Genomic DNA, 22992 nt, shown 5'->3' with positions numbered 1-22992 from the left:
CATATAGGGGCGGTGCGGACAGGGTTGAAAGCGGGGCGTTCCGAAAAATTGGCGGACCATCCCGTTTTCGGGGCGGAATATCAGGCGGACCGCTCCGGCGCCGTCAGCGCGGCGATGAAGAAGCCATCCAGGCCGCCTACGGATTCGAGCATTCCCGGTAATGTCCTTACCCAACCTGCCGCCGTCAGTTCGACACCCTTGGGCAATCGATCAGTGGGGTCGGGCGCTGTGTTCCAGCCCGGCATACGTTTCAGAAAGGCGGCGATCTGCTCCTCCCCCTCTCGTCGTTCCAGGGAACATACCGAATAGACCAGACGGCCACCAGGACGGGTGAGCGATGCCGCATGATCCAGCAGGCGCGCCTGCAGCGCCACGATCTCCCCCATGCGGTTGGGCTGACGCAGATGAAGAACATCGGGATGCCGCCGGAAGATTCCCGTGCCGGAACACGGCGCATCCAGCAAAACCGCGTCGAACGGGCTGTCCACCTTATAAGCCAGGGCATCGGTCTCGACGATTTCTGCCGACAGGCCGGTACGCGCCAGATTTTCGCGCAGGCGCTCGATCCTGACATTGCTGGGATCGAGCGCGGTAACCTGCGCGCCTGCGGCGGCAAGCTGCATCGTCTTACCGCCGGGCGCCGCCGCCATGTCGAGCACGCGTTCCCCCGGCGTCGGCGCCAATATGCGGGCTGGCAGGCTGGCGGCAATATCCTGCACCCACCAGGCGCCCTCCTGAAAGCCGGGAATGTCTTCGATGCGCCCGCCTGCGGGCAGCCGCACATGATTTGGCAGCAGGCTGATGCCCCCCTCGGGCGCGGGAAAGTCACGGCCGAATTGCAAGTCGACCGGCGCGGGCTGGGCCAGGCTTCTTCCCGCCGCGGCAACCACCTCTTCCCCCCAGCTGAGCGTCCACCGCGTCGCCCAGGGGTCGGGCAACGTCGGATGGTCGGGCAGTTCGGCACTTTCGCGCAGCAGGTGGGCCAGCACGCCATGCACCAGACGCCGGGGCGCGCCCTCGACGAGAGGCAGCGCCGTCGAGACAACCGCATGATCCGGCGTTTTCAACACCAATGCCTGGGTGAGCGCGATCCTTAGCACCATGCGTGCAGGTGCCTCTGTCGACAGCGTGCGGTCCGTCGCGCCGTCGATCAGATCGTCGAGGTCAGGCAGCCAACGCAAGGTCAGGCTGGCGATGGATCGGGCCAGCCCGCGATCGGCAGGGGCCTCGATCTTTCTCAGCGCGCGCGGCAGTGCCGCCTCAAGTGCCTGTTTGCGCCACAGAACGGCCTGCAACAGGGTAAGGGCGGCGCGGCGGGCGGGGAGGCCTGCGGGATGCTGGGTCAGGATGTAACCTTCCTATTCGATGCGGCCTTCGCGCCAAGGAATGGGCCGATGCGGCGCCAATAATTCACCGGTATCAGCCGCGTCAGCCAGTCGACCATGCGGGCGTCCCGGCCAATAAGGATTCGGTGCCTGCCTGTCTCCATCCCCCGGATGATCGCGTCAGCCGCCGCTTCGGGCGATGTAGGGCTGGCGGCGACAAAGCCGCCCGGATCATGCATGCCCCCAGGCGCGGCTTGATCTCCGGCCCCCTCCATCCCGCGGATGAATTTAGCATTGTGCGCAACACGGGTCTTTATGCCCCCGGGATGGACACGCATCACGCGAACGTGCGGCGCCGTCATGCCCAGTTCCAGGTGCATTGCCTCGCTGAGGCCGCGCACGGCGAACTTGGAGGCGTTGTAGGCGCTCTGCGTTGGATAGCCCATCAGGCCGAACACACTGGAAATATTCACGATCCAGCCGCCGTCGGTTGCCTTCACATGCGGCAGGGCGGCCCGGCATCCCCGGACCACGGCATTGAAATTCACGTCCATGACGCGGTCGAAGTCTGCCGCCAGCATATGTTCGAACGGCGCAATCACGCTGAGGCCTGCATTGTTGATGATCCCGTGCATGGCACCAAATTCCGCCGCAGTCTCGTCTATCCACGCCTCCAGAACGCCGGGGTCCGTGACATCGAACAGGCGCGTCGAATGCGGATAATCCCCCAGCATGCGGCTGGTGTCCGCCAACCCCTCTGCATCCCGGTCGGCCAGGGCAACGGTCGCCCCCTTGCGCGCCAACCCAACGGCAAGCGCGCGGCCGATGCCGCTGCCGGCGCCCGTCAGCGCGATCGTTCGACCGTTCAACGATAACATGTCCGCCGATCCCTTTCCGCGCAAGAAGTTCAATTCGCTCTTAGCGTCAAAGGCGGAAAGCCGTTACAGTGCGAAATATGAGCAAGACCGATACGCCGCCACCGCCCGAACCGGAACCCGTAAAAACCGACCAGAAGGAAGTCGGTGGCCGCAAGGGGCCCGAGCCCACGCGCTACGGCGACTGGGAGAAAAAAGGCATTGCGGTCGATTTCTGACCGCGCCAAGGCGGTCCACGACCCGAGGGGGCGATGACACTCCCGGCGGGTTACCGCAGGCTGGCGCCATTCCTGTCGTCCGGCCCTGATCTGCATATATGGGGGAGTTTCCCAATGTTTCGTCCAGTCGCCGCCTCGCTTTCACTTGTTCTGGGGATGGCCGCGATGGCCGCACCTGCCACCGCGCAGGACGAGAACGCTCGCATAGACGCGATCCTGAGCGAACAGCCCGTGTTTGATGGTCACAACGACCTGCCGGGCAAGATCCGCGAGCTGAACGACCAGCGCGTGTCCGATTTTCCCTATGCGCGCCTGACGGAACGTTTCAAAGCCGACGTCGCAACCGATGCGGAAATGATGAAGGCAGGCCATGTCGGCGCGCAATTCTGGTCGGTATATGTGCCCGCCAGCCTGCCAGAGCCAGAGGCGGTCGTGCAGACGCTGGAACAGATCGACCTTACCGACAGGCTGATCGCGGCCAATCCCGATAGCATGGCGAAGGCCCTGACCGCTGAGGATGTGCGTCGCATCATGGCCTCTGGGCGGGTTGCCGGCATGTACGGAGTCGAGGGCGGCCATTCGATTGCCAATTCGCTGGCGGTTCTGCGCCAGTTCTACGACCTTGGCGCACGTTACATGACGTTGACGCACGGCGAGAGTCTCGCCTGGGCGGACAGTGCGACCGACCTGCCGAAATCCAACGGGCTGAGCCAGTTCGGCCGGGAAGTCGTGCGTGAGATGAACCGGCTGGGCATGCTGGTGGACCTCAGCCACGTCAGTGCAGCCGCGATGAACGACGCCCTGGACGAGAGCCAGGCACCGGTCATCTTTTCGCACTCCTCCGCGCGGGCGGTCACCGACCATGTTCGCAATGTGCCGGACGAGGTTCTGCAGCGTCTGCCTGAAAATGGCGGCGTTATCATGGTCACCTTCGTCGAAGGCTTCGTGAAGGACGCGTTCAACCAGTGGTGGGCGCAGGAAGCCGCGGAAAAGGCGCGGCTGGAATTCCTGCATCCGGATCAGCCCGAACTGGTGGATCGGGGCATGCAGGCATGGCGCAACGCCAATCCAGCGCCAAAGGCGACCATTTCCGATGTTGCCGATCATATTGACCATATCAAGCAGGTTGCCGGAATCGACGCTATCGGCCTGGGCGGCGATTTTGACGGCGTACCCAGCTATGCCATCGGGATGGAGACGGTCGCGGCGTATCCCGACCTATTCGCCGAACTGCTGCGGCGGGGCTATTCCGAGGAAGAGCTGAAGAAGATTTCCAGCGGCAATATCCTGCGGGCACTGGAACAGGCCGAAGCGGTTGCCGCCCGCTTGCAGACCGAACGCGGGCCCAGCGAAGTCCTGTTCACGGAAAGCGAATAGAATCAGCGCTCCGTCGGGTCGTCAGGCTCGTGGAAGAAATTTTGGGGAGGCGGGGAATCTGGCTCGCCTCCCTCACTTCTGAGGGCCACCGCCCTACCGCGCGCGGGCTATCGGGCGTGCCGCCCGTTAGCTGCGGCGCAGCAGTTCCAGCTTCACCCGCGCCTTGCCGGCACCCAGCATGCCGATCTTGCGGGCAGCCGCTTTTGACAGGTCGATAATGCGCTGGCCGTGGAACGGGCCACGGTCGTTGATTTTCACGACGACGCTTTCTCCCGAGTCCATATGGGTTACCCGAACAGTGCTGCCCAGCGGCAGGGTGCGGTGCGCAGCAGTCAACAGGGCGGGATCAAAGGCTTCCCCGCTGGCGGTGGAACGTCCAGCGAAACGGTCGCCATAATAGCTCGCCTCGCCCAGGCCGATTTCCTCTGCCGCAGCTTCAACAGCCTCGGCAGCAGCCTCTACCAGTGGGTCCGTGGCGGAATCGGCGCGCGGTTCCGGCAGGATGATCGGCATTTCGCTCGCAAATCCCGGCTCCGGCACGATTGCGCCGGAGAGAGCGCCGTCGCCGGCTTCCTGACCCTCAAGCAGGACATCGGCGGGTGGCGCGGTGTAGAGGTGCGCGTCTGCCAGACCCGCGCCGGCAATCGCCACGGCACTGACACCCACAGCCATTCGCGCCAAGCGGTGCTCGGTCTTTAATTTCAGAAATGCCTTCAGCCGGGCGCGTCGACCGGGAAGCATGGCTTCTTTCGTCATCAATATGCCCATAACCTATGAACGGATAAGGATATTTCTTGTTCCGGCATCGCCCCGGAACGCCCCCGACGCCGGAACGACGAAGCCTTGAATTTTGTGCTGGCCTCAGATCACCCACACGGCCAGTCGATATTAGATTACCAGTTGCCACAGGCCATGCACCAGCCCGCCGCGCACCATCCGGGCGCGGTTCAAGCACAACTGGCCGCAGACTCGATCGAGGAATTCCGGTCGACGCAAGCGCGCGCGAATCGCGCGAAAGCCGCCGATCCTGCCTCTTTACTCTGGCGGAGAGCGAATTAATCGATCCTCACCTTTTGGCAGAGAAGAAGGGGACCGGAATATGTGGCTGTTGAACCATATTCTTGATCGTCTCATCCGGCGGGGTGAGCTGACGGTGGTGGGCGCGAATGGCAAGCGCCGGACATTCGGCGCACCGGACCCCGATTACGGCCATTTGACGCTGCGGCTGCATGATTCCGGAGTGGCGCGCGCGATCGTCAGCAATATCGGCCTGGGATTTACAGAGGCGTTCATGGACGGCCGCCTGTCTATAGAAGGCGGCGATATTCGCGATTTCCTGTATCTGATCAAACGCAATAACAGCTTCGGTACGGGCCGCACTATAGAGGGGCAGGGGCTGAAACGTCGGCTGACGAGACTGCGCGCGCGCCTGGATCGCTTCAACTGGAAGCAGCGTTCAGAACGCAACGTCGCCCATCATTACGATCTGTCGGACGACCTATATAAATTGTTCCTGGACGAGGACTGGCAATATAGCTGCGCCTATTTCGAGGACGGCGTCACCGATCTGGACACCGCGCAGCTGGCAAAGAAACGGCATATCGCCGCAAAGCTAGCCCTGGAGCCGGGACACACGGTTCTCGATATCGGCTGCGGCTGGGGGGGCATGGCGCTGTACCTAGCGCGGACCTTCGACGTGCGCGTGAAGGGGATCACGCTGTCGCGAGAACAATTGAAGGTCGCGCGCCGGCGGGCGGAGGAGGAAGGACTGGCGGATCGCGTTACGTTCGAACTGATCGATTATCGGGATGTGGAGGGCAGCTTTGACCGCATCGTGTCCGTCGGCATGTTCGAACATGTCGGCCCGCCGCATTATGCGAAATTCTTTCGAAAGTGCCGCAACCTGCTGGCACAGGACGGCGTGATGCTGCTGCACACCATCGGGCGCATGGGCGGACCCGGCGTCACCGACAGCTTTACGTCCAAATATATTTTCCCCGGCGGTTACATCCCTGCTTTGTCAGAGATCGTTTCGGCGAGCGAGCGCGAGAAGCTGATCATGACCGATACCGAAACCTTGCGCCTGCATTATGCCAAGACGTTGAGGATCTGGTACGATCGGACGAAGTCGGCAAAGGACCGCATCGTCGCGCTGTACGACGAACGTTTCTACCGCATGTGGACGCTTTACCTGGCGGGCGCGGAAATGTCGTTCCTGACCGGCGGGATGTGCAATTATCAGGTTCAATATGTCCGCGACCGCTATGCCCTGCCCCTGACGCGGGACTATCTCGCGGAAAGGGAGGCGCTGCTGCGAAGCGCGGAATCGCCTGCGCCCCAGTCGTCCCGCGTGTCGGCAATGGGCAGGTAGAGCGACTGCCGGACATTGAGACGGCGCGCATAGGCGGCGACGCCCATGCGGACGGCATCTGCCCGCATGTCCAGGCGAAAGCTGCCATGCAGCCGGTCCCACAGGCTGATGCCGCTGGACCAGTTGGAATCGGTGGCATCGCGACGTGCCATGTGATGGATCCCGTGCATGCGCGGTGTGGTCAGGAACAGCGCCAGCCGCCGCTCCCACCTGCACGGCAGGCGAATATTGGCGTGATGAAACAGCACGCTGAGGAAAAAGAACCGATTCCAAACGTCGTGGGTCCGCGCATCCGGGCCCAGCAAGACGATCATCGCCATGCGCATCGGCGCCGATATCGCCTGGTCCACCGCGTGAAATCGGATGGCCGTCGACATGTCGAGGTCCAGATCGACATGGTGGACCCGGTGGAATCGCCACAAAGGCGCATAAACATGCGTCCAGCGGTGCCACCAGTACATCGCCCAGTCGAGCGCCAGAAACCCCGCGAGCGGACGGAGGCAGGGAGCGAGGAAGCGCACGGCGCCAAAGCGGCCGGCATCGCGCGCCAAAAGCGGGGCGAGCGCGTAATTTTGCACGGCGCCCGCGACAAGAAGGCTGCCGGCACCCAGAACGATATTGTCCAACTGGCGGCGGGCGCGCGGCTGTCGCGGCATACGCAGCGGTTTACGATCCTCACGCCGCATTAAGGCGACCAGCGCGAATGCCCCACCCGCGACCGCTGCCGCAGTCCCCAGGGGTCGCAGCCTCGTCACGGAACCAGACTGATTCCAAACCGCAGCCGGGTCGATTTGCGATCATATTCGAACAGATTGTCGCCATATCCGGCAAATAACTGGCCATGCAGGCGAAGGTTCAGATCGCCCAGAAACCCGCCCTTGATCGGATAGCTGAGGTCGGTCTGTACGCTGCCCCGGCCCGTCCCGATGAAGCCGAGGGCCGCTGTCTCCAGCCGCGCGCCGTCGTCGCGCACCAGCGTTAGGCGCAGGCCCGAATGGCCGCGAAATTCGTCGATATCGGGATTATCCTCCAGATCGCCGAAGTATATGAACGCACGGGGCGCGGCGGTCAGGCGAAAGGAATCGCCAATCGGCACGCTGACGGACGGTTCCAGATAGACGGTGTTGAAACTGCGGCTGAATGGCTCCTCGCGGCCATTGGAATAATGTTTGACGCCCGCCTGAACATTCACGTCCGATCCCTGCAGGGAGGCAAGGGCAAGATCGCTGCGATATCGATAAAACAGCTCCGGCTGGAAATCTATGGAGCGGAAGGGCGAACTTTCGACGCCCAGATCCCAGAACATCGTCTGTGTATATCCGAAATAGATGCCGCGCAGGAAGGACAGCCGGGATGCTGTTCCCGAATCGGGATCGACCAGCGCATATTTGAAGCTGAACTGCAGCTTTGCGTTCAACGGCGATGTACCCAGCAGCGCATACATGGGACGATAGGTGGAAAAATTAAGAGCGCCGTCGGCCTGCGGTGAATCCTGCAGCGCGTCGGGTTCCGGGCGGCTGTCGGGCGGAACCGCCGCCAGTTCGACCGGCGGAGCCTCTGTCACTGTCGGGGCGGGCAGGATCACCGCCGCCGATGCCGGCATATCGCCGGCCATTTCGATACGGACCGGCCCGCCTGTCGACAATCTGTCGGGCAACGCAAACCGGTACACGGGCTTCGCAAAGGCACCGGGCGCGACCGTCTGCGGACTGCCCAGCAGGTCGAGGACCACGGGCGTCGACTGCCCATCCTTCACAATGGTAGCATCGAGCCGCTGAGGCAGGGTTAGCGCTTGGGCACTGTCGTTCAGGAACACCAGTCCAATCTCTGGCGTACCAGGGTCGACGCCCGGCTGGACGGAACCGATGATAATTTCCGTCGCCAGGGAGGGCGCGGCAAACAGGCAGAGAAGAAATGCCCGAACGGCAAGGGAAGGAAAGCTGTTCATGCCCCGCTCTTACCAATTGCCGTCTTAAAAGGATCACAAAAAGAGAAAAGGACCGACACCCAAGGGAGGGAGGGTGCCGATCCTTCGCTACGCACGGGGGCGGCGGCGGGCCGTCAAAGGGGGAAAACCGGATCGCCGGTCGTCCGCCCCCATGTCACGCGCCCAAATGGGGGGAAAGGCGCGTATTCGGTAAACTCTATTCGGCAGTTCGCCCCTTCCCGCGTTCCGCCCGCATTGACTGCCACTGCGCGCGGCGCTCGGCGGCGGTCACGGTGCCGTCCTTGTCGGTGTCCGCGCGATCGAAACGATCGAGGGCGGGCGCCTTCGCCTCCGCGAGGGTGATACGGCCATCGCCATCTGCATCGGCGCGCATCATCATATTGCCGCCCTTATGCCGAGCGCCGGCACGCTTGCCGCCGCGCTTTTCGGCCATGGCATTCCATTCCGCCTCGCTGATAGCGCCATTGCCGTCGGTATCGGCCTTGGCGAACATTTTGCCGCTACGCTCCGCCATCATTGTTTCACGCGCGGCCTTCACCTCGGCCTCAGTCACCGTGCCATCGGAATCGGCGTCCATTTTCTGGAAATGATCGGTCACGCGTGCCTCGACATCGGCGCGGTCCATATCGGCGCCGCGCTTTGGCCCGCCATCGTCCGGTGCGGCATGTGCGCCCGCAGCGAACAGGGTGGCCATGCTGGCCGCGATCAGAAATTCGTTCTTCATTTTCGACACTCCTCACTGACTGTCGTAGAGGAATACGGGGCCGTCGGTGCATATCCCTTGAACGTCCCCTTCATCTTTGCGAAAGCCCGCCCGTCCCTCTTTCCCAAGGCCTAGAAACATGCCCGAGATCAAACGTGTCGTCCTTGCCTATTCCGGTGGCCTCGACACCAGTGTCATCCTGAAATGGCTGCAAACCGAATATCAGTGCGAGGTGGTGACGTTCACCGCCGATCTGGGCCAGGGCGAGGAGCTGGAACCTGCACGCAAGAAGGCGCTGGCCGCCGGGGTGAAGCCCGAACATATTTTCATCGACGACCTGCGCGAAGAATTCGTGCGCGACTATGTCTTTCCGATGATGCGCGCCAATGCGCTTTATGAGGGGCTGTATCTGCTGGGCACGTCCATCGCACGGCCGCTGATTTCCAAGCGCCAGATCGAGATCGCGCACCAGGTCGGCGCCGACGCGGTCAGCCATGGTGCCACCGGCAAGGGCAATGATCAGGTCCGCTTTGAACTCGGCTATTATGCACTGGACCCGGACATCCGCGTCATCGCTCCCTGGCGGGAATGGGATCTGACCAGCCGCACGCGCCTGATCGCCTTTGCCGAGGAGCACGGCATCGAGGTCGCCAAGGACAAGCGCGGCGAGGCACCCTTTTCGACCGACGCGAACATGCTGCACACCTCCTCCGAAGGAAAGGTGCTGGAAGACCCGTGGGACGAGGTGCCGGACTATGTCTATTCCCGCACGGTCAATCCGGAGGATGCGCCCGACAAGCCGGAATATGTCGAGGTCGACTTCGAACATGGCGACGGCGTCGCGCTGAACGGCGAAGCGATGAGCCCGGCCACCCTGCTGGAGGCGTTGAACGAATATGGCCGCCGCCATGGCATCGGTCGCCTTGATATGGTCGAGAACCGCTTCGTCGGCATGAAGTCCCGCGGCATGTACGAAACGCCGGGCGGCACCATCTATCTGGAGGCGCATCGCGGTATCGAGCAGCTGACGCTGGACCGCGGCGCGACCCACCTGAAGGACGAGCTGATGCCGCGCTATGCGGAGCTGATCTACAACGGCCTGTGGTTCAGCCCGGAGCGGGAGATGCTGCAAGCCGCCATTGATCACAGCCAGAAGGACGTCACCGGCACGGTGCGGCTGAAACTGTACAAGGGCAGCGTTCAGACCGTCGGCCGCAAGGCGGATGTCAGCTTTAACCTCTACAGCCAGGACGTGGTCACGTTCGAGGATGACAAGGGCCGCTACAACCAGCGCGATGCGGAGGGGTTCATCCGCCTGAACGCCCTGCGCCTGCGCCTGCTGGGGCAAAGGAAGCGCGGTGGCTGATCCCATCGCCCCGTCGCTGGCCGGCGTATTGTCGGAATTTTTCGACAATTACGCGGCCGCGATCAATGCGAATGACGAGGATGTCATCCTGTCGTTCCTGGCGACACCGCACGGGATTCGTCGTGGACAGGAAACCATCTTCCTGGAAACGACCGAGGAAGTGCGCGAGAATATGGACGCGATCCTGTGGAAGTATGAGGAAAACGGCGTCGAGATCGTAACGCCGACCTTGCTGGAAGCGCGCGAATTGCCCGGCGAACAGGCCGCCGCCGCGCGCGTAGGCTGGCGCCTGACGGGGGAAAATGGCGAAGAGAGGCTGCGCTTCGAAACGCTTTATACGCTGGCGGCAGAAGACAATGTGTGGGCCATCGTCGCCGTCGACGCCACGGAGGAAGTCGCGGCCTGGGCAACAGCGGGCTGGTAGCCACAAACCCACGGCCTGAGATGCGATTTTCTGCCCCCGTCGATGCGACAGGCCTTTCTTAACCAGTCTTTTAAACCTTTTGCTGCAATGCAGTTCCTGAAACCAATTCAGCGTTCAGGGGCAGGCAGCGTATGGCATATCAGGGATCGGGCGTTGACGTCGCCATTATCGGCGCAGGACCGGCCGGACTGACCTCCGCCTATTTGCTGACCAAGGCAGGCTATTCGGTCACAATCATCGAAAAGGACCCCATTTATGTCGGCGGCATCAGCCGCACGGTCGAACATGATGGCTATCGTTTCGACATTGGCGGGCACCGTTTCTTTTCGAAGTCGAAGGAGGTCGTCGACCTTTGGAACGAGATCCTGCCGGATGATTTCATTCAGCGCCCTCGCATGAGCCGCATTTATTATGAGGGCAAATTCTACTCCTATCCGCTGCGGGCGTTTGAGGCGCTGGGTAATCTGGGGCTGATTCGCTCGACGCTGTGCATGGCGAGCTATTTGAAGTCCCGCGTCTTTCCAAAAAAGGACGTAGCCAATTTTCAGGACTGGGTATCAAACCAGTTCGGGCGGAAACTGTTTTCCATTTTCTTCAAGACCTACACCGAAAAGGTGTGGGGCATGCAGTGCGACGAGATTTCCGCCGACTGGGCGGCGCAGCGGATCAAGGGGCTGAGCCTTGGCAGTGCCGTCATGGACGGGCTGAAGCGGTCGCTGGGCCTCAACAAGAAACCGAACGACGGCATGGGGGCGAAGACCCTGCTGGAAAGCTTTCGCTATCCCCGCAAGGGGCCGGGCATGATGTGGGAGGCGGCGCGCGACTTCGTCGTTGCCGGCGGGAACACCGTCCTGATGGATCACGCCCTGCATCAGCTGTCCGAAGATGTTTCGACGGGCAGGTGGAAGGTGCTGGCAAAACGCGGCGACGGCAAGATGGTGGAGATCAACGCGTCTCACGTCATTTCCTCCGCGCCGATGCGGGAGCTTGCCAGCCGTCTGCATCCGATGCCGAAGGCGGCGGTGAACGCACTTGACCTGAAATATCGTGATTTCCTGACGGTTGCCGTCATGGTGAAGTCGAAAGACCTGTTCCCGGACAATTGGATCTATATCCACGATCCATCCGTACAGGTCGGGCGTATCCAGAATTTCCGGTCCTGGTCGCCCGAAATGATCCCGAATGAGGATATGGCCTGCGTCGGGCTGGAATATTTTTGCTTTGAAGATGACGGCCTGTGGTCGGCACATGACGAGGATCTGGTAAATTTGGCGAAGATGGAGCTGGAGTTACTTGGCCTGTGCAATCCCGACGATATCGCAGGTGGCGTCGTGGTGCGGCAGGAAAAGGCATATCCCGTCTATGACGACGCCTATGCCGCCAATGTCCAGGCACTTCGCAGCGAACTGGCCGAAACGCATCCCACGCTGCACCTGGTCGGGCGCAACGGCATGCACAAATATAATAATCAGGATCATGCCATGATGACGGCGATGCTGACCGTGAAGAACATTCAGGCGGGCGAGATCGTCCACGACGTCTGGTGCGTGAACGAGGATGCGGAATATCACGAGGCTGGTGACGAAGGCGCGGTCGAGGCGCTGAAATCCGAACGCATGGTTCCCCGCAAGATAGCCGCCTGACAATCCGCATATTTCGTGTCCGCGACGGGAAGAGGCCCATGGCCCGGCTGATCGATATGACATATCTGCGCTATGGTTTGGCCAGCGTGTGTGCATTGGCCGCTGACGTCGCCATGTTCACCGTGCTGATGTCGGCGGGCATGATCGCCAGCCTGGCCTCCGGCGCAGGATATGGCTTCGGAATCAGCGTGCACTGGCTGATTTCCAGCCGCGTGGTGTTCGCCCGGCAGACACATGTGCGCGGCAGCGACCAGCGGCGTCAGCAGAAATTGCTGTTCGCAGGCTCAGCCCTATTGGGACTGGGGCTTACCATGTGCATCGTGGGGGCGGGCACCGGCCTCGGTCTGGACCCCTCGGCTGCAAAGGCAATCGCTGTCATCGTCAGCTTTCAGGCGATCTGGCTCGTTCGCCGCCTTTATGTCTTTGCGTCATGACGATCGCCTTCGGGGCGGCCGATGCCGTGGCCGATACGGAACGCGCCGACGCCGACGCGCGTAAATTCCGCCTTGGCATTCTGATCGTCTGGATAGTCTCCACGCTGTTGCTGGCACTCCTGAAAAAGGACGCCATCTTTTCCGGTGAATTGCATGGACCGGATGATTATCTGCGACTGCAGGAAGTTCGTGACTTTCTGGCCGGGCAGAACTGGCGCGACGTCACGCAATATCGCCTGAATCCCCCTGATGGCGCGCCGATGCACTGGTCGCGACTGGTCGACCTGCCGCTGGCGCTCGTAATGGTTGCATTTCGGCCATTGGTCGGCGCGGCGGGCGCGGAAACGGCGGCCGCGATCATCGTGCCGTGCCTCTCGCTGTTCCTGACGATCATGTTGATCGCCTTTCTGATACGGCGGGTTGCCGACTGGCGCATGGCGCTGATCGGCGCACTGCTGGTCCCCGGCATGATGTTCCCGGCATTGCAGTTGAGCCCCATGCGCATCGACCATCATGGCTGGCAAATTGTTCTGGGGCTGGCAGCGGTGGCAGCCATCGCAGGTACGCGCACGACAAGCGCAGCCATGTTGGGCGGCGTCGCACTGGCGCTGATGCTGCACATTTCGCTGGAGGGACTGCCGCTTGCCGTTGCAGCCGGCGCCCTGCTGGCCTTGCGCGCCCTCTTCGTTCCGGCGGAAACCGGCAGGCTGCTCGGCTTCATGATTTCCGTGACGATCGCCAGCCTTGCATTTTTCGCCGCGACCCAGCCGCTGGCCATGTGGAGCGCCCACTGGTGCGACGCGATCATGCCAGCCTATCTTGCCGCGCTTGCGGGGGCGACGGCGGGGCTTTCCCTGCTGATGCTACCCGCAGCCAACGGACGGGCACGCCGCCTGGGTATATTGGCCGTCTCCACCGTCATGGGCATAGGCTGCCTCTCCCTCATCAACCCCGCATGCCTCGCCGGGCCGTTCAGCGCGCTCGACCCTGTCGTGAAAACGAACTGGTATGTGAATGTGCGGGAAGGGATGCCCCTGTGGCAGATTGTCGATGCGGTCAGCGTCGCCAGTGGATTTGCCGTGCTGATCGGTGCCGGCGCGACCCTGTTCATGCTGGCGGAGGGCGGCTGGCAACGGCGCGTACGGCTTGACCTGGCGTTTCTGTTCGTGGCGGCAGCCCTGTCAGGCATTTTCGTATTGCGGTCGATCGCACTGGCTCAATTATTGTCCCTCCCTGCGCTGATCTTCGCATTTTCGGAATTGCTGCGCCGCGCACGTATGCAGCCCCTGCTGCCGCGCCTTGTCGGGACCATCGCCCTTCTGCTGCTCCTGCTGCCAGCAACCCCGCTGTTCGCCATGGACTTGTGGGAAAGCTGGAGCAGCAAAGCCGAGGACAAAACTACGCAGCAGAGCGGCGGAGCGGAAGCCGCCTGTTTCAAAAAGGGGGCGTGGACGCAGGTGGCCGATATGCCGCCCACGACCATGCTGACGCCGCTGGACCCGACGCCTGCCATTCTGGCGGGAACGCCGCACCGAATGCTGGCAAGCGGGCATCATCGCAACGAAGCCGCGATGAAGGAGGTGATTGAGGTTTTCCGCGGATCGCCCGCAGACGCCCGAAGCTTCGTTCGTGAAAAGGGGCTGTCGCATATCGCCTGGTGTGCCGGCGCGCGGGAGATGCGATTCTACGCCCGACAGGCTCCGAACGGGTTTGCCGCCGCCCTCCACGACGGCGAGATTCCGACCTGGATGCACCCTATTATTACCGGACGCGGAAAAGCCGGCGTACGGCTGTATCGCGTCGCCCCCTAGGCGAGGAAGCTGGCGCGAAGCCCGTCGAGAACGAATTGCGCCGCCAGCGCGGCCAGGATCACGCCCAGCAATCGTGTCAGCATCGCCTCCATCTTCTGCCCGATGAAACCAAGCATTGGACCCGCCAGCAACAGGGCCGCCAGCGTGAGGAGGAGAACCAGGAACAAGGCGCCAAAAACAACGCTTCGCTCCACAAAACTCGTGGTCTGGCTCATCAACAGCATCAGCGCCGCGATTGAGCCGGGTCCGGCGATCATGGGGATGCCCATGGGAAAGACACTGACATCGTCAACGTCCGATTCGTTCATTTCCTGAACACGCGTTTCTCGCCGTTCAGTGCGCTTCTCGAACACCATTTCCAGCGCGATCATGAACAACATGATGCCGCCTGCCACACGGAAGGCGTCCAGCGATATGCCGAGCGCCTCCAACAATGGCCTGCCGAAAAAGGCAAAGACGATCAGTACGCCGCCCGCAATCAGGATGGAGCGCACGGCCATGCCGTTACGCTGACGGGCGCTGGCCCCGGCTGTCAGGCTGGAATAGATCGGCGCACAGCCCGGCGGGTCGATGACGACGAACAGGGTGGCGAATGCCGTGACGAATAGATCGACGAGCGCCGGATTCACAAATCCTCCGGTACCGCCAGCCGCTGACGGCGATAGGCGGCCGTCACCGTATTCCTCAACAGACAGGCGATCGTCATGGGACCGACACCACCCGGGACCGGCGTGATGGCCGATGCGACCTGCTCTGCCTCGCCAAAGGCGACATCGCCGACAAGCCGCGTTTTTCCTTCGCCGCGCTCCGGCGCCTCGATCCGATTAATGCCGACGTCGATAACCAGCGCGCCCGGTTTTACCCAGTCGCCGCGAACCATCTCTGGCCGGCCGACGGCAACCACCAGAATGTCGGCGCGGCGCGCCTCTGCCGGCAGGTCCGACGTACGAGAATGCGCCTGGGTCACGGTTGCATTGCGCTGCAGCAACAGCTGCCCCATTGGCTTGCCGAACAAATTGGAGCGGCCGATCACCAGCGCCGTCTTGCCCGACAGATCACTGCCCAGGCGATCGGCAATCATCATGTCACAGCCAAGCGGTGTGCAGGGCACGATGCCGGGCAGCCCGCTCAGCAGACGCCCGGCATTGGTGACCGTCAGGCCGTCGACATCCTTGTCCGGATCGATCGCCTGCACCACCGCATCCGCATCGAGGTGACCCGGCAGCGGCAGCTGACACAAAATGCCATCGACATTCGGATCTCCATTCAGCTTGTCCACAAGGTCCAGAAGCTGGTCCTGCGTAGTCTCCGCAGACAGGCGGTGCTCGAAACTTTCCATGCCGGCTTCGCGCGTCGCCCGGTGTTTGGACGTGACGTAAACGTCGCTCGCCGGATCGTCACCGACAAGAATGACGGCCAGGCCCGCCTTACGCCCGGCCTGCTCGTGAAAACGGGCGGCATGATCCGCCGTGCGGGCTCGCAGCGCCGCTGCGAACGCCTTTCCGTCGATACGGTCCGCCATCAGGTGAACAGATCGATCACGAGCGCGGGTACCAGCCGCTGCACCAGAATGATCGCCAGGATCAGGATCATGGGCGACAGGTCGATACCGCCCAGATCCGGCAGAAACCGGCGGATGGGGCGGTAGAGCGGCGCCGTCAGCCGCTCAATGCCGAAAACGAGCGAACGCACGAAATTATTCGACGTGTTGATGACGTTGAATGCGATCAGCCACGACAGAATGACCTGCGCGATGATCACCCAGATGACGAGCTGGCACAACATTACGAAAATATCGAGAATGGCGACAAGGGTAGCTGGCATGGATGATGGCCCTGGATCTCTGGTGAATGCGCATCGAACGAGGAGTCGCTGTCTAGCGGGATGGCACCGTGCTTGCCAGCCGCGAGACGCGGTCGGCGACCTTTCTGAGGTCAGGCATGCCGTCAAAGACCGCTGCGGAATGGAAATCATATTCGAACCGCTGACCGGAACGCATGTTGCACTGCATGCCGCCGCAATAGATGACGAGGTCCATTTCGTTCACCAGCGCCTCTGGCGCGTCCACATTACGGTAACGGATATCATCCCGCCAGATCATCGGCGTACAGCCGGATGCGCGGCACAGCCATTGCCCCAGAATGCCATTATCGCTGCCCACATCATTGACGTCGATATACTGCACCGTGGCGACAACCTCGCCCGGCGGCAGCGGCTCTGCGGCGGCGAGATGCTTGCCATACGGCCCAGCATTCACATTCAACGAATAAAGATAGGTTCCCCAGCCAAGGGAGCCGGTGCCGCCGGAACCGGTGAACAGACCGCGCGCGTGCCAGCGCAGGCCGTTCGCCTTCCGGCCGCCCCAGCCTGCATCGCCATAGCATGAATCGCCGATGCAGGTTCTCGGTCCCTTGGTCGTGTCGCCGCTATTGCCGAGACCCGGCATCTTGCCGCCAGTATCCGACCAGACGCCGCCGATTCGGAAATAGGTTACCATGGCGGCGCGATCTAGCGATTGCGGCAGCGCTTGCCGGTCCTGCATCAGGACGAGGCCAGAGCAGCCGATATCCGTTTCGTTGCAGCGTTTCTGCGGAGCCGATTCACGGTCCAGCCATGTGGCCAGCCATTCGCCTTGCAACTGCTGACGCTCCGGAACACTGCGGCGAACATCGCCCGCCGCCACCCGCAATATTTGCGCGCGCGCCGCCGGCAGTTCGCTGGGAAACGCCATCTTGGGGGCGCGGGGACTTGCCTGATAGACTTTCAGGGTTCCTGACTTGTTGGAACCCTCCACCCGCTGCAGCTCCAATGTCGCGGGACCGCTATGGGCCGGAAAGCGAATGAGAAACCCGGAATCCCCTTCGGCCTTCATCGAATCCCGGTCACCCAGACGCTTCACGGTCGTGAAGTTGATGTCGGCGTCGGCCAACGCATCGAGCCGTCTGCCATCGGCAAGCACCAGAACCGGCCCTTCGCCGGTTTCGCGCGTCTTTACGGTTATCCTGCCTTTCGACGTGACGACATAAATATCGCGCAGCCCCTCGGGAAGTTTCAGGCGGACCGGGCCGGAGGTGGAGAAACTGCCTTCGGCAAAGGGCCGTGGACCCTGCGGCGTGCCGTCGGCGTCGACATAATCGATCGGCTTTTGCTGCCAGGAAAGTTTCTGTGCCCTGTTCCAATATCTGTGCGTTACCTGGCTTTCCACCCACTCGCCCGCGCCGGCGGCGTCCAGCGTATCGAGCGACACGGTGGCGCCTGTCGGCAGTTCCGCGGCCATCGTGGTCGCTTGCGCGCTCGCTGGCACCGTGGCGGAGGCGGATGACGCGGACGAAGCGGCGGAGGAGGCCGCCGCATAGGCGGTCGCCACCGGCGCACCAAGATCGGCCACCATGTCCGGCTTCTTCTTAAGAAGGACCGCACCGGCCGCCAGCGCCAGGAACATGCCGACCGACACCAGCGCGAGCAGAAAGCGGGTGCCACTCATGTTGGGATCAGCGTTTTCAAGGGCGTCTCCGTATCGGCGAGATCAGCGGGATCGAGCATGTCGCCAGTTTCGCGGACATGCCTTATCAGTTTCTGCGCCTGGATGAAATCGGCTGGTCGGTTGACAGCGTCGAGCGCAATCAATCGCCCGCCCTTTAGATACAATAGCGAAAACTTGCCCGACGCGGGATCGCCGCGCAGCACCGTCTGGTCATATCCGATGGACAGCCCCGCCGTCTGCAGCTTCAGATCATATTGGTTCGACCAGAACCAGGGCAGCGCATCATAGGCGACGTCCTGGCCGCAGATCGTCTTGGCCGCCACATTCGCCATATCATTGGCGTTCTGCACCGATTCAAGCCTGATTTCAGCACCGTCGGCATAGGCGTTTTCATGCAGAGCGCAGTCGCCAATGGCAAAGATATGTGGGTCGCTGGTCCGGCACTGCGCATCGACCTTTACACCGTTCGTCCCCTTGATGCCGCAGGCGAGCAGGGGCTCCACAGCCGGGACAATGCCGATACCGACAATCACCATGTCAGCGGGCAGGCTTTCACCGCTGTCGAGACGGACGCCGGATACCCTGTGGTCCCGCCCCTCCAGGCAGTCCGTCATCGTGCCAAGAAGGAAATTGACGCCGGCGGCGCGATGACACTCTTCGTAAAAGCGTGACAGCGGTTCGCCCGCCACCCGCGCCAGCACACGGTCCGCCGCCTCGATGACGGTGACGTGCTTTCCCATCTTCACCAGAACCGCGGCCGCCTCCAGCCCGATATAGCCGCCGCCGACCACGACGATCCGCTCTACCTCGCCCAGTTCCGATTTCAGCAATTGCACGTCGGAGTGCGTGCGAATGGCATGGACGCCCGTCAGGCCGACATCGCTGCCGCACGGCATGCGCCGGGGCTCTCCGCCCGTTGCCCAGATCAGGGTGCCGTAGCGGATCGTCTCTCCATCGGCATCGACAAGTTCGCGGGCCTTCGGGTCGACGCTTTCGATGCGTGTGGAGGGAAGACGCCGTATTTCGCGCGCCTCCCAAAAATCCTCTTTCCTGAGGAGGATACGCTCGAACGGCTTTTCCCCGGCCAGATAATCCTTTGACAAGGGCGGGCGCTCATAGGGCAGGTCCGGCTCGTCGCCGATCAGGCCGATGCGGCCCTCAAAACCGTTCTGGCGTAGCGCAATCGCCGCCTGCGCCCCGGCATGACCGGAACCGACGATCGCGACATCGAAATTATCTAGCTCTGCGTGAATGGCGGGGCCTCCTTTTCGCGCACAACCCTACGCCGCCGCACTGGACCGCTCAATCCCCGCAAGGCAAAGAGCGAAACATGAGCGAAACCCACCCCTTTTACTCGCTTCGCCAGCACGGTCTCGTCCGGGTCGGCGCCTGCACACCGCTTGCCACGTCCGGCGACCCCGCCGCCAATGCCGCGGAAGCGATAAAAAACGCAGAGGATGCCCATGACAAGGGGATCGACCTGCTGGTCTATCCGGAACTCAACCTGACCAGCTACGCCATTGACGATCTGCATCTGCAGGATGGCTATCTGGATGCCGTGGAGGAGGCGATCGCCAGCGTCACCGCCGCCAGCGTCAATCTGCGCCCGGTCCTGTGCGTCGGCGCGGCGCTCAGGCGCAACGGTCGGCTCTACAATTGCGCGCTCGCCATACATCGCGGCCGCATTCTGGGCGCGGTACCGAAAAGCTTCCTGCCGAATTATCGCGAATTCTATGAAAAGCGCTGGTTCGCCATGGGTGTAGGCGTGACCGGCCATGAAATCGAACTTTGCGGCCAACAGGTTCCGTTTGGCACCGACCTGATCTTCGCCGCATCGGATTATGCGGATTTCATCTTCCACCTGGAAATTTGCGAGGACTATTGGTCGCCCGTGCAACCCTCGACGGAGGGCGCATTGGCGGGCGCGCTGATCCTGTGCAATCTCAGCGCCTCCGACATCGTCATTGGCAAATCCCGCGACCGCAAACTGCTGTGCGCGGCGTCGGCAATGCGGAACATGGCCGCCTATGTCTATTCCGCCGCAGGACCGGGCGAATCGACGACCGATCTGGCCTGGGACGGCCAGGGCCTGATCTACGAGCTTGGCAAGGAACTGGCCGAGTCGACCCGCTTTCAGTGGGATGCAGAAACCGTTTTCGCGGATGTGGATGTCGCGCGTCTGCGGCAGGAGCGGATGCGCACCCCGACGTTCAACGATGCCGCCGTCGCCAGCCGAGATCCCGAAAACCGGTTCCGCCGGGTGCATTTCGCCCATGGCGATCTAAACGAGGATCGCGGGCTGGTACGCCGCGTCTGGCGCTATCCCTATGTGCCGAACACGCCGGCATTGCTGGACGAGGACTGCTACGAGGCCTTCAACATCCAGGTCGAGGGGCTGGCGAAGCGCATCCGCTCGACCGGCGCCAAATCGATCGTCATCGGCATATCGGGCGGCCTCGATTCGACGCATGCGCTGATCGTGGCGGCAAAGGCAATGGACCGGCTCGGTCGTCCGCGAACGGATATTCGCGGTTATACGATGCCCGGCTTTGCAACGGGCGAGACCACGAAGGGAAACGCCTGGGCGCTGATGAAGGCAATCGGGTGCACGGCCGAGGAAATCGATATTCGCCCGGCGGCGAAACAGATGCTTGCCGATATCGGCCATCCCTTCGCCGATGGAGAGGAAGTCTACGACACGAATTTCGAGAATGTGCAGGCCGGTCTTCGGACGGATTATCTGTTCCGCCTGGCGGGCGAACATGGGGGGTTCGTCCTTGGCACCGGCGACATGTCGGAGCTTGCGCTCGGCTGGTGCACCTATGGCGTCGGCGACCATATGAGCCACTATGCCGTCAATTCCGGTGTTCCGAAGACGCTGATCAAATATCTGATTCGCTGGTGCGAACGCACGGACCAGTTCGACAAGGAAATCGACGAGGTGCTGGAACGGATTCTGGCGACCGAAATCAGTCCGGAGCTGGTTCCCGCCGACAAGGATACCGGCGCGATGCAGTCGACGGAGGATCGCATCGGCCCCTATGCGCTGCACGATTTCTTCCTGTTCTGGATCCTGCGCTACGGCCTCGCCCCTTCGAAGGTGGCGTTTCTGGCGTGGCATGCCTGGCGGGATCGGGATTCCGGAGTGTGGCCGATCGGCTATTCGGAAAGCGAGCGCCACGAATATGATCTGGACACGATCGAGAAATGGCTGAGGGAGTTCCTGAAGCGCTATTTCGGCTTCGCTCAATTCAAACGCTCCGCCCTGCCCAATGGTCCGAAAGTGTCGGGCGGCGGCAGCCTCAGCCCGCGCGGGGACTGGCGTGCGCCTTCGGACGGGACGGCGGCGGCTTTCCTGCAAGAGCTGGACCGCAACATGCCGGGCGGCTGACCATCCGAAACCCGGTCTTGCCATCGCGCCAGAGGACTATGAAGAAGGGCCACGCAGGAGTTCGGGGGATGGGCATCTAAAATGACGAAAATCTGGTTCGCCATACCCTTGTGGCAGCGCGTCGTCGCGGCCTTGCTGCTAGGCGTTATCACGGGCCTGGCCTGGGGGCCGGAGGCGGAATCCATCAAATGGATCGGCGACCTGTTCATCAAGGCGATCAAGATGCTGGTCGTGCCGTTGATTTTCTTCAGCCTGGTGGCGGGCGTCTGCGCCATTGGCGACCTGAGAAAGCTGGGGGCTGTCGGCGGCAGGTCGCTGCTGCTGTTCATGGTCACCGGCGCAATCAGCGTTGGGCTTGGACTGGGGCTCGGTACCGTTCTGCAACCCGGCGCAGGTCTGTCCATACCGCTGCCTGACAGTTTCACCCCGTCGACGGAAACATTCGATCCCACGGACATGATCCTGCGCTTCGTGCCAGAGAACGTCATTGACGTCATGGCGACGGGTGACGTCCTGCCGCTGATCACCTTTGCGATATTGTTCGGGATCGGCATTCTGCTGGCCGGCGAGGCGGGCCTGCCCATGGTAAAGGCGATGGATTCAGGCGCTATCATCATGCAGAAGATGACCCTGATCGTGATGGAATTGACGCCCTTCGGCGTCTTTGCCCTGATGGCCTGGGTCGCGGGCACATTCGGCACCGATGCCCTGCTGCCGCTGGCGAAGGTCGTGGGTCTAAACTATTTCGGCTGCGCGCTGATCATCGTGCTGGTCTACCCGGCGATCATAAAGCTGTTCACCAAATTGCCGATCCTGGATTTCTTTCGCGGCATTCTGGATGCGCAGGCGGTCGCCTATTCGACCGCCAGTTCCAACGCGACCCTGCCGGTCAGCATGCGCTGTACGCAGCGGAACCTCGGCGTTTCGCGCTCCGTCTCCAGCTTCGTCCTGTCGCTGGGCGCCACCATCAACATGAACGGTACGGCCATGTATATGGGGCTGGCCAGCCTGTTCGGCGCGCAGGTTTTCGGCGTCGAACTGGGCGTCACCGAATATCTGCTGATTGCCATAACCGGAACGATCGGCGCGGTCGGCGCGGCGGGCGTTCCGGGATCTGGCCTGATCATGATGGGGCTGGTGTTCGGCGTGGCGGGCATTCCGATGGAAACCATTGCGCTGGTGGCGGGCATCGACCGTATCATGGACATGATGCGCACCATGACGAACATCACCGGCGACGCCGCCGTGGCGGTTGCGGTCGGGCACATGATGGGCGAAATCGACGTCGAGGAATATGAATCCGACGACGATGTTTGAGGTAAAAGATGAGCGATAGCTGCAAAAGAGCAGTGGTCAGCGGACGCGTACAGGGGGTGTTCTTTCGCAACTGGACCGTTGAAACCGCCAATGCGCTGGGCGTTTCGGGTTGGGTCCGCAATCGAAAGGATGGCACGGTCGAGGCGCTGCTGTGCGGTGAGCCCGGCACACTTGCCCAGATGATCGAGAAAATGAAATCGGGTCCTGAGCGGGCGAACGTGACCGATATTGCCGTCAGCGACGCCGATATTTCGGCGGTGAAAGGCTTTACCAAGCGCCCCACCGTGTGACAGCTTTTTTGCGCG

22 protein-coding genes are annotated in these 22992 nt (G+C 62.1%); 11 read left to right on the top strand and 11 right to left on the bottom strand.

Annotated elements, in window-relative coordinates:
* Positions 1-80: 80 nt before the first annotated feature.
* Both ACSMXM_RS13330 and ACSMXM_RS13325 read right to left on the bottom strand, forming a co-directional pair.
* On the bottom strand, positions 81-1346 hold the full coding sequence (locus tag ACSMXM_RS13330) for an RsmB/NOP family class I SAM-dependent RNA methyltransferase (protein WP_460317608.1): 1266 nt from the start codon (positions 1344-1346) through the stop codon (positions 81-83).
* The gene (locus ACSMXM_RS13325; RefSeq protein ID WP_460316830.1) at positions 1343-2203 is read right to left on the bottom strand and encodes an SDR family NAD(P)-dependent oxidoreductase; all 861 of its coding nucleotides are present in this window, start codon (positions 2201-2203) and stop codon (positions 1343-1345) included. Before ACSMXM_RS13325 ends, ACSMXM_RS13330 begins: the two co-directional genes overlap by 4 nt.
* 77 nt (positions 2204-2280) lie before the next feature.
* Here ACSMXM_RS13325 and ACSMXM_RS13320 point away from each other — a divergent pair, with 77 nt between their 5' ends.
* Both ACSMXM_RS13320 and ACSMXM_RS13315 read left to right on the top strand, forming a co-directional pair.
* Positions 2281-2418 carry a DUF1674 domain-containing protein gene (locus ACSMXM_RS13320; RefSeq protein ID WP_460316829.1) on the top strand — a complete coding sequence of 46 codons (138 nt, stop codon included), beginning with the start codon at positions 2281-2283 and terminating at the stop codon, positions 2416-2418.
* A gap of 114 nt (positions 2419-2532) precedes the next feature.
* Complete coding sequence (locus ACSMXM_RS13315; RefSeq protein WP_460316828.1) at positions 2533-3795, top strand: dipeptidase; 1263 nt, start codon at positions 2533-2535, stop codon at positions 3793-3795.
* Between the two features lie 126 nt (positions 3796-3921).
* On the opposite strand, the gene ACSMXM_RS13310 is transcribed toward ACSMXM_RS13315, so the two are convergent.
* Positions 3922-4551: a septal ring lytic transglycosylase RlpA family protein gene (locus ACSMXM_RS13310; protein ID WP_460316827.1), complete on the bottom strand. Its 630-nt coding sequence runs from the start codon at positions 4549-4551 to the stop codon at positions 3922-3924.
* 343 nt (positions 4552-4894) lie between these two features.
* On the opposite strand from ACSMXM_RS13310, the gene ACSMXM_RS13305 reads away from it, so the two are divergent.
* A complete protein-coding gene (locus ACSMXM_RS13305; protein WP_460316826.1) occupies positions 4895-6166 on the top strand; it encodes a class I SAM-dependent methyltransferase in 1272 nt (423 codons plus the stop codon).
* On the opposite strand, the gene ACSMXM_RS13300 is transcribed toward ACSMXM_RS13305, so the two are convergent.
* From ACSMXM_RS13300 to ACSMXM_RS13290, 3 genes are all read right to left on the bottom strand, one after another.
* Entirely contained in the window at positions 6082-6822 is a 741-nt protein-coding gene (locus ACSMXM_RS13300; protein WP_460316825.1) for a sterol desaturase family protein, read from the bottom strand. The two genes, ACSMXM_RS13305 and ACSMXM_RS13300, sit on opposite strands and share 85 nt — an antisense overlap.
* Positions 6823-6917: 95 nt before the next feature.
* Entirely contained in the window at positions 6918-8114 is a 1197-nt protein-coding gene (locus ACSMXM_RS13295; protein ID WP_460316824.1) for a phospholipase A, read from the bottom strand.
* A 196-nt stretch (positions 8115-8310) separates the two neighbouring features.
* Positions 8311-8838, bottom strand: a complete 528-nt coding sequence (locus ACSMXM_RS13290) for an EF-hand domain-containing protein (RefSeq protein WP_460316822.1) — start codon at positions 8836-8838, stop codon at positions 8311-8313.
* A 118-nt stretch (positions 8839-8956) separates the two neighbouring features.
* Between ACSMXM_RS13290 and ACSMXM_RS13285 the strand changes: the two genes are divergently transcribed.
* The 5 genes from ACSMXM_RS13285 (at position 8957) to ACSMXM_RS13265 (ending at position 14495) form a co-directional block, all read left to right on the top strand.
* Entirely contained in the window at positions 8957-10183 is a 1227-nt protein-coding gene (locus tag ACSMXM_RS13285; protein WP_460316821.1) for an argininosuccinate synthase, read from the top strand.
* Positions 10176-10607, top strand: coding sequence for a hypothetical protein (locus tag ACSMXM_RS13280; protein ID WP_460316820.1), 432 nt, complete (start codon positions 10176-10178; stop codon positions 10605-10607). Before ACSMXM_RS13285 ends, ACSMXM_RS13280 begins: the two co-directional genes overlap by 8 nt.
* A 131-nt stretch (positions 10608-10738) precedes the next feature.
* Entirely contained in the window at positions 10739-12250 is a 1512-nt protein-coding gene (locus ACSMXM_RS13275; RefSeq protein ID WP_460316818.1) for an NAD(P)/FAD-dependent oxidoreductase, read from the top strand.
* 38 nt (positions 12251-12288) lie between these two features.
* Positions 12289-12684, top strand: a complete 396-nt coding sequence (locus tag ACSMXM_RS13270; RefSeq protein ID WP_460316817.1) for a GtrA family protein — start codon at positions 12289-12291, stop codon at positions 12682-12684.
* Positions 12681-14495: a hypothetical protein gene (locus ACSMXM_RS13265; protein WP_460316816.1), complete on the top strand. Its 1815-nt coding sequence runs from the start codon at positions 12681-12683 to the stop codon at positions 14493-14495. Before ACSMXM_RS13270 ends, ACSMXM_RS13265 begins: the two co-directional genes overlap by 4 nt.
* Here the strand turns inward: ACSMXM_RS13265 and ACSMXM_RS13260 are convergent.
* From ACSMXM_RS13260 to ACSMXM_RS13240, 5 genes are read right to left on the bottom strand one after another with little or no spacing between them, the layout of a single operon-like run.
* Entirely contained in the window at positions 14492-15124 is a 633-nt protein-coding gene (locus tag ACSMXM_RS13260) for a MarC family protein (protein WP_460316813.1), read from the bottom strand. The two genes, ACSMXM_RS13265 and ACSMXM_RS13260, sit on opposite strands and share 4 nt — an antisense overlap.
* The gene (gene folD / locus ACSMXM_RS13255; RefSeq protein WP_460317607.1) at positions 15121-16020 is read right to left on the bottom strand and encodes a bifunctional methylenetetrahydrofolate dehydrogenase/methenyltetrahydrofolate cyclohydrolase FolD; all 900 of its coding nucleotides are present in this window, start codon (positions 16018-16020) and stop codon (positions 15121-15123) included. Before folD ends, ACSMXM_RS13260 begins: the two co-directional genes overlap by 4 nt.
* Entirely contained in the window at positions 16017-16319 is a 303-nt protein-coding gene (locus ACSMXM_RS13250; RefSeq protein WP_460316811.1) for a YggT family protein, read from the bottom strand. Before ACSMXM_RS13250 ends, folD begins: the two co-directional genes overlap by 4 nt.
* A 52-nt stretch (positions 16320-16371) precedes the next feature.
* A complete protein-coding gene (locus ACSMXM_RS13245; protein ID WP_460316809.1) occupies positions 16372-17979 on the bottom strand; it encodes a hypothetical protein in 1608 nt (535 codons plus the stop codon).
* A complete protein-coding gene (locus tag ACSMXM_RS13240) occupies positions 17976-19232 on the bottom strand; it encodes an NAD(P)/FAD-dependent oxidoreductase (protein ID WP_460317606.1) in 1257 nt (418 codons plus the stop codon). The genes ACSMXM_RS13245 and ACSMXM_RS13240 overlap by 4 nt, the downstream gene beginning before the upstream one ends.
* Before the next feature lie 77 nt (positions 19233-19309).
* Here ACSMXM_RS13240 and ACSMXM_RS13235 point away from each other — a divergent pair, with 77 nt between their 5' ends.
* The 3 genes from ACSMXM_RS13235 (at position 19310) to ACSMXM_RS13225 (ending at position 22977) form a co-directional block, all read left to right on the top strand.
* Positions 19310-21370 (top strand): NAD(+) synthase, encoded by a 2061-nt coding sequence (locus ACSMXM_RS13235; RefSeq protein ID WP_460316807.1) that lies wholly within the window; start codon positions 19310-19312, stop codon positions 21368-21370.
* Positions 21371-21451: 81 nt separating this feature from the next.
* Positions 21452-22687, top strand: a complete 1236-nt coding sequence (locus ACSMXM_RS13230) for a dicarboxylate/amino acid:cation symporter (protein WP_460316806.1) — start codon at positions 21452-21454, stop codon at positions 22685-22687.
* Between the two features lie 8 nt (positions 22688-22695).
* On the top strand, positions 22696-22977 hold the full coding sequence (locus tag ACSMXM_RS13225; protein WP_460316805.1) for an acylphosphatase: 282 nt from the start codon (positions 22696-22698) through the stop codon (positions 22975-22977).
* Positions 22978-22992: the final 15 nt, after the last annotated feature.

The organism is Pacificimonas sp. ICDLI1SI03, assembly GCF_054740865.1.
This window is presented reverse-complemented; position numbering and strand designations above follow the sequence as displayed.

Bases quoted from the DNA above. Each gene is read 5' to 3' on its own strand.
- ACSMXM_RS13300 (WP_460316825.1), bottom strand. From the start codon at position 6,822: ATGCCGCGACAGCCGCGCGCCCGCCGCCAGTTGGACAATATCGTTCTG.
- ACSMXM_RS13265 (WP_460316816.1), top strand. From the start codon at position 12,681: ATGACGATCGCCTTCGGGGCGGCCGATGCCGTGGCCGATACGGAACGC.
- ACSMXM_RS13285 (WP_460316821.1), top strand. From the start codon at position 8,957: ATGCCCGAGATCAAACGTGTCGTCCTTGCCTATTCCGGTGGCCTCGAC.
- ACSMXM_RS13245 (WP_460316809.1), bottom strand. From the start codon at position 17,979: ATGAGTGGCACCCGCTTTCTGCTCGCGCTGGTGTCGGTCGGCATGTTC.
- ACSMXM_RS13275 (WP_460316818.1), top strand. From the start codon at position 10,739: ATGGCATATCAGGGATCGGGCGTTGACGTCGCCATTATCGGCGCAGGA.
- ACSMXM_RS13295 (WP_460316824.1), bottom strand. From the start codon at position 8,114: ATGAACAGCTTTCCTTCCCTTGCCGTTCGGGCATTTCTTCTCTGCCTG.
- ACSMXM_RS13250 (WP_460316811.1), bottom strand. From the start codon at position 16,319: ATGCCAGCTACCCTTGTCGCCATTCTCGATATTTTCGTAATGTTGTGC.
- ACSMXM_RS13315 (WP_460316828.1), top strand. From the start codon at position 2,533: ATGTTTCGTCCAGTCGCCGCCTCGCTTTCACTTGTTCTGGGGATGGCC.
- ACSMXM_RS13225 (WP_460316805.1), top strand. From the start codon at position 22,696: ATGAGCGATAGCTGCAAAAGAGCAGTGGTCAGCGGACGCGTACAGGGG.
- ACSMXM_RS13235 (WP_460316807.1), top strand. From the start codon at position 19,310: ATGAGCGAAACCCACCCCTTTTACTCGCTTCGCCAGCACGGTCTCGTC.
- ACSMXM_RS13310 (WP_460316827.1), bottom strand. From the start codon at position 4,551: ATGACGAAAGAAGCCATGCTTCCCGGTCGACGCGCCCGGCTGAAGGCA.
- ACSMXM_RS13320 (WP_460316829.1), top strand. From the start codon at position 2,281: ATGAGCAAGACCGATACGCCGCCACCGCCCGAACCGGAACCCGTAAAA.
- ACSMXM_RS13230 (WP_460316806.1), top strand. From the start codon at position 21,452: ATGACGAAAATCTGGTTCGCCATACCCTTGTGGCAGCGCGTCGTCGCG.
- ACSMXM_RS13270 (WP_460316817.1), top strand. From the start codon at position 12,289: ATGGCCCGGCTGATCGATATGACATATCTGCGCTATGGTTTGGCCAGC.
- ACSMXM_RS13290 (WP_460316822.1), bottom strand. From the start codon at position 8,838: ATGAAGAACGAATTTCTGATCGCGGCCAGCATGGCCACCCTGTTCGCT.
- ACSMXM_RS13325 (WP_460316830.1), bottom strand. From the start codon at position 2,203: ATGTTATCGTTGAACGGTCGAACGATCGCGCTGACGGGCGCCGGCAGC.
- ACSMXM_RS13305 (WP_460316826.1), top strand. From the start codon at position 4,895: ATGTGGCTGTTGAACCATATTCTTGATCGTCTCATCCGGCGGGGTGAG.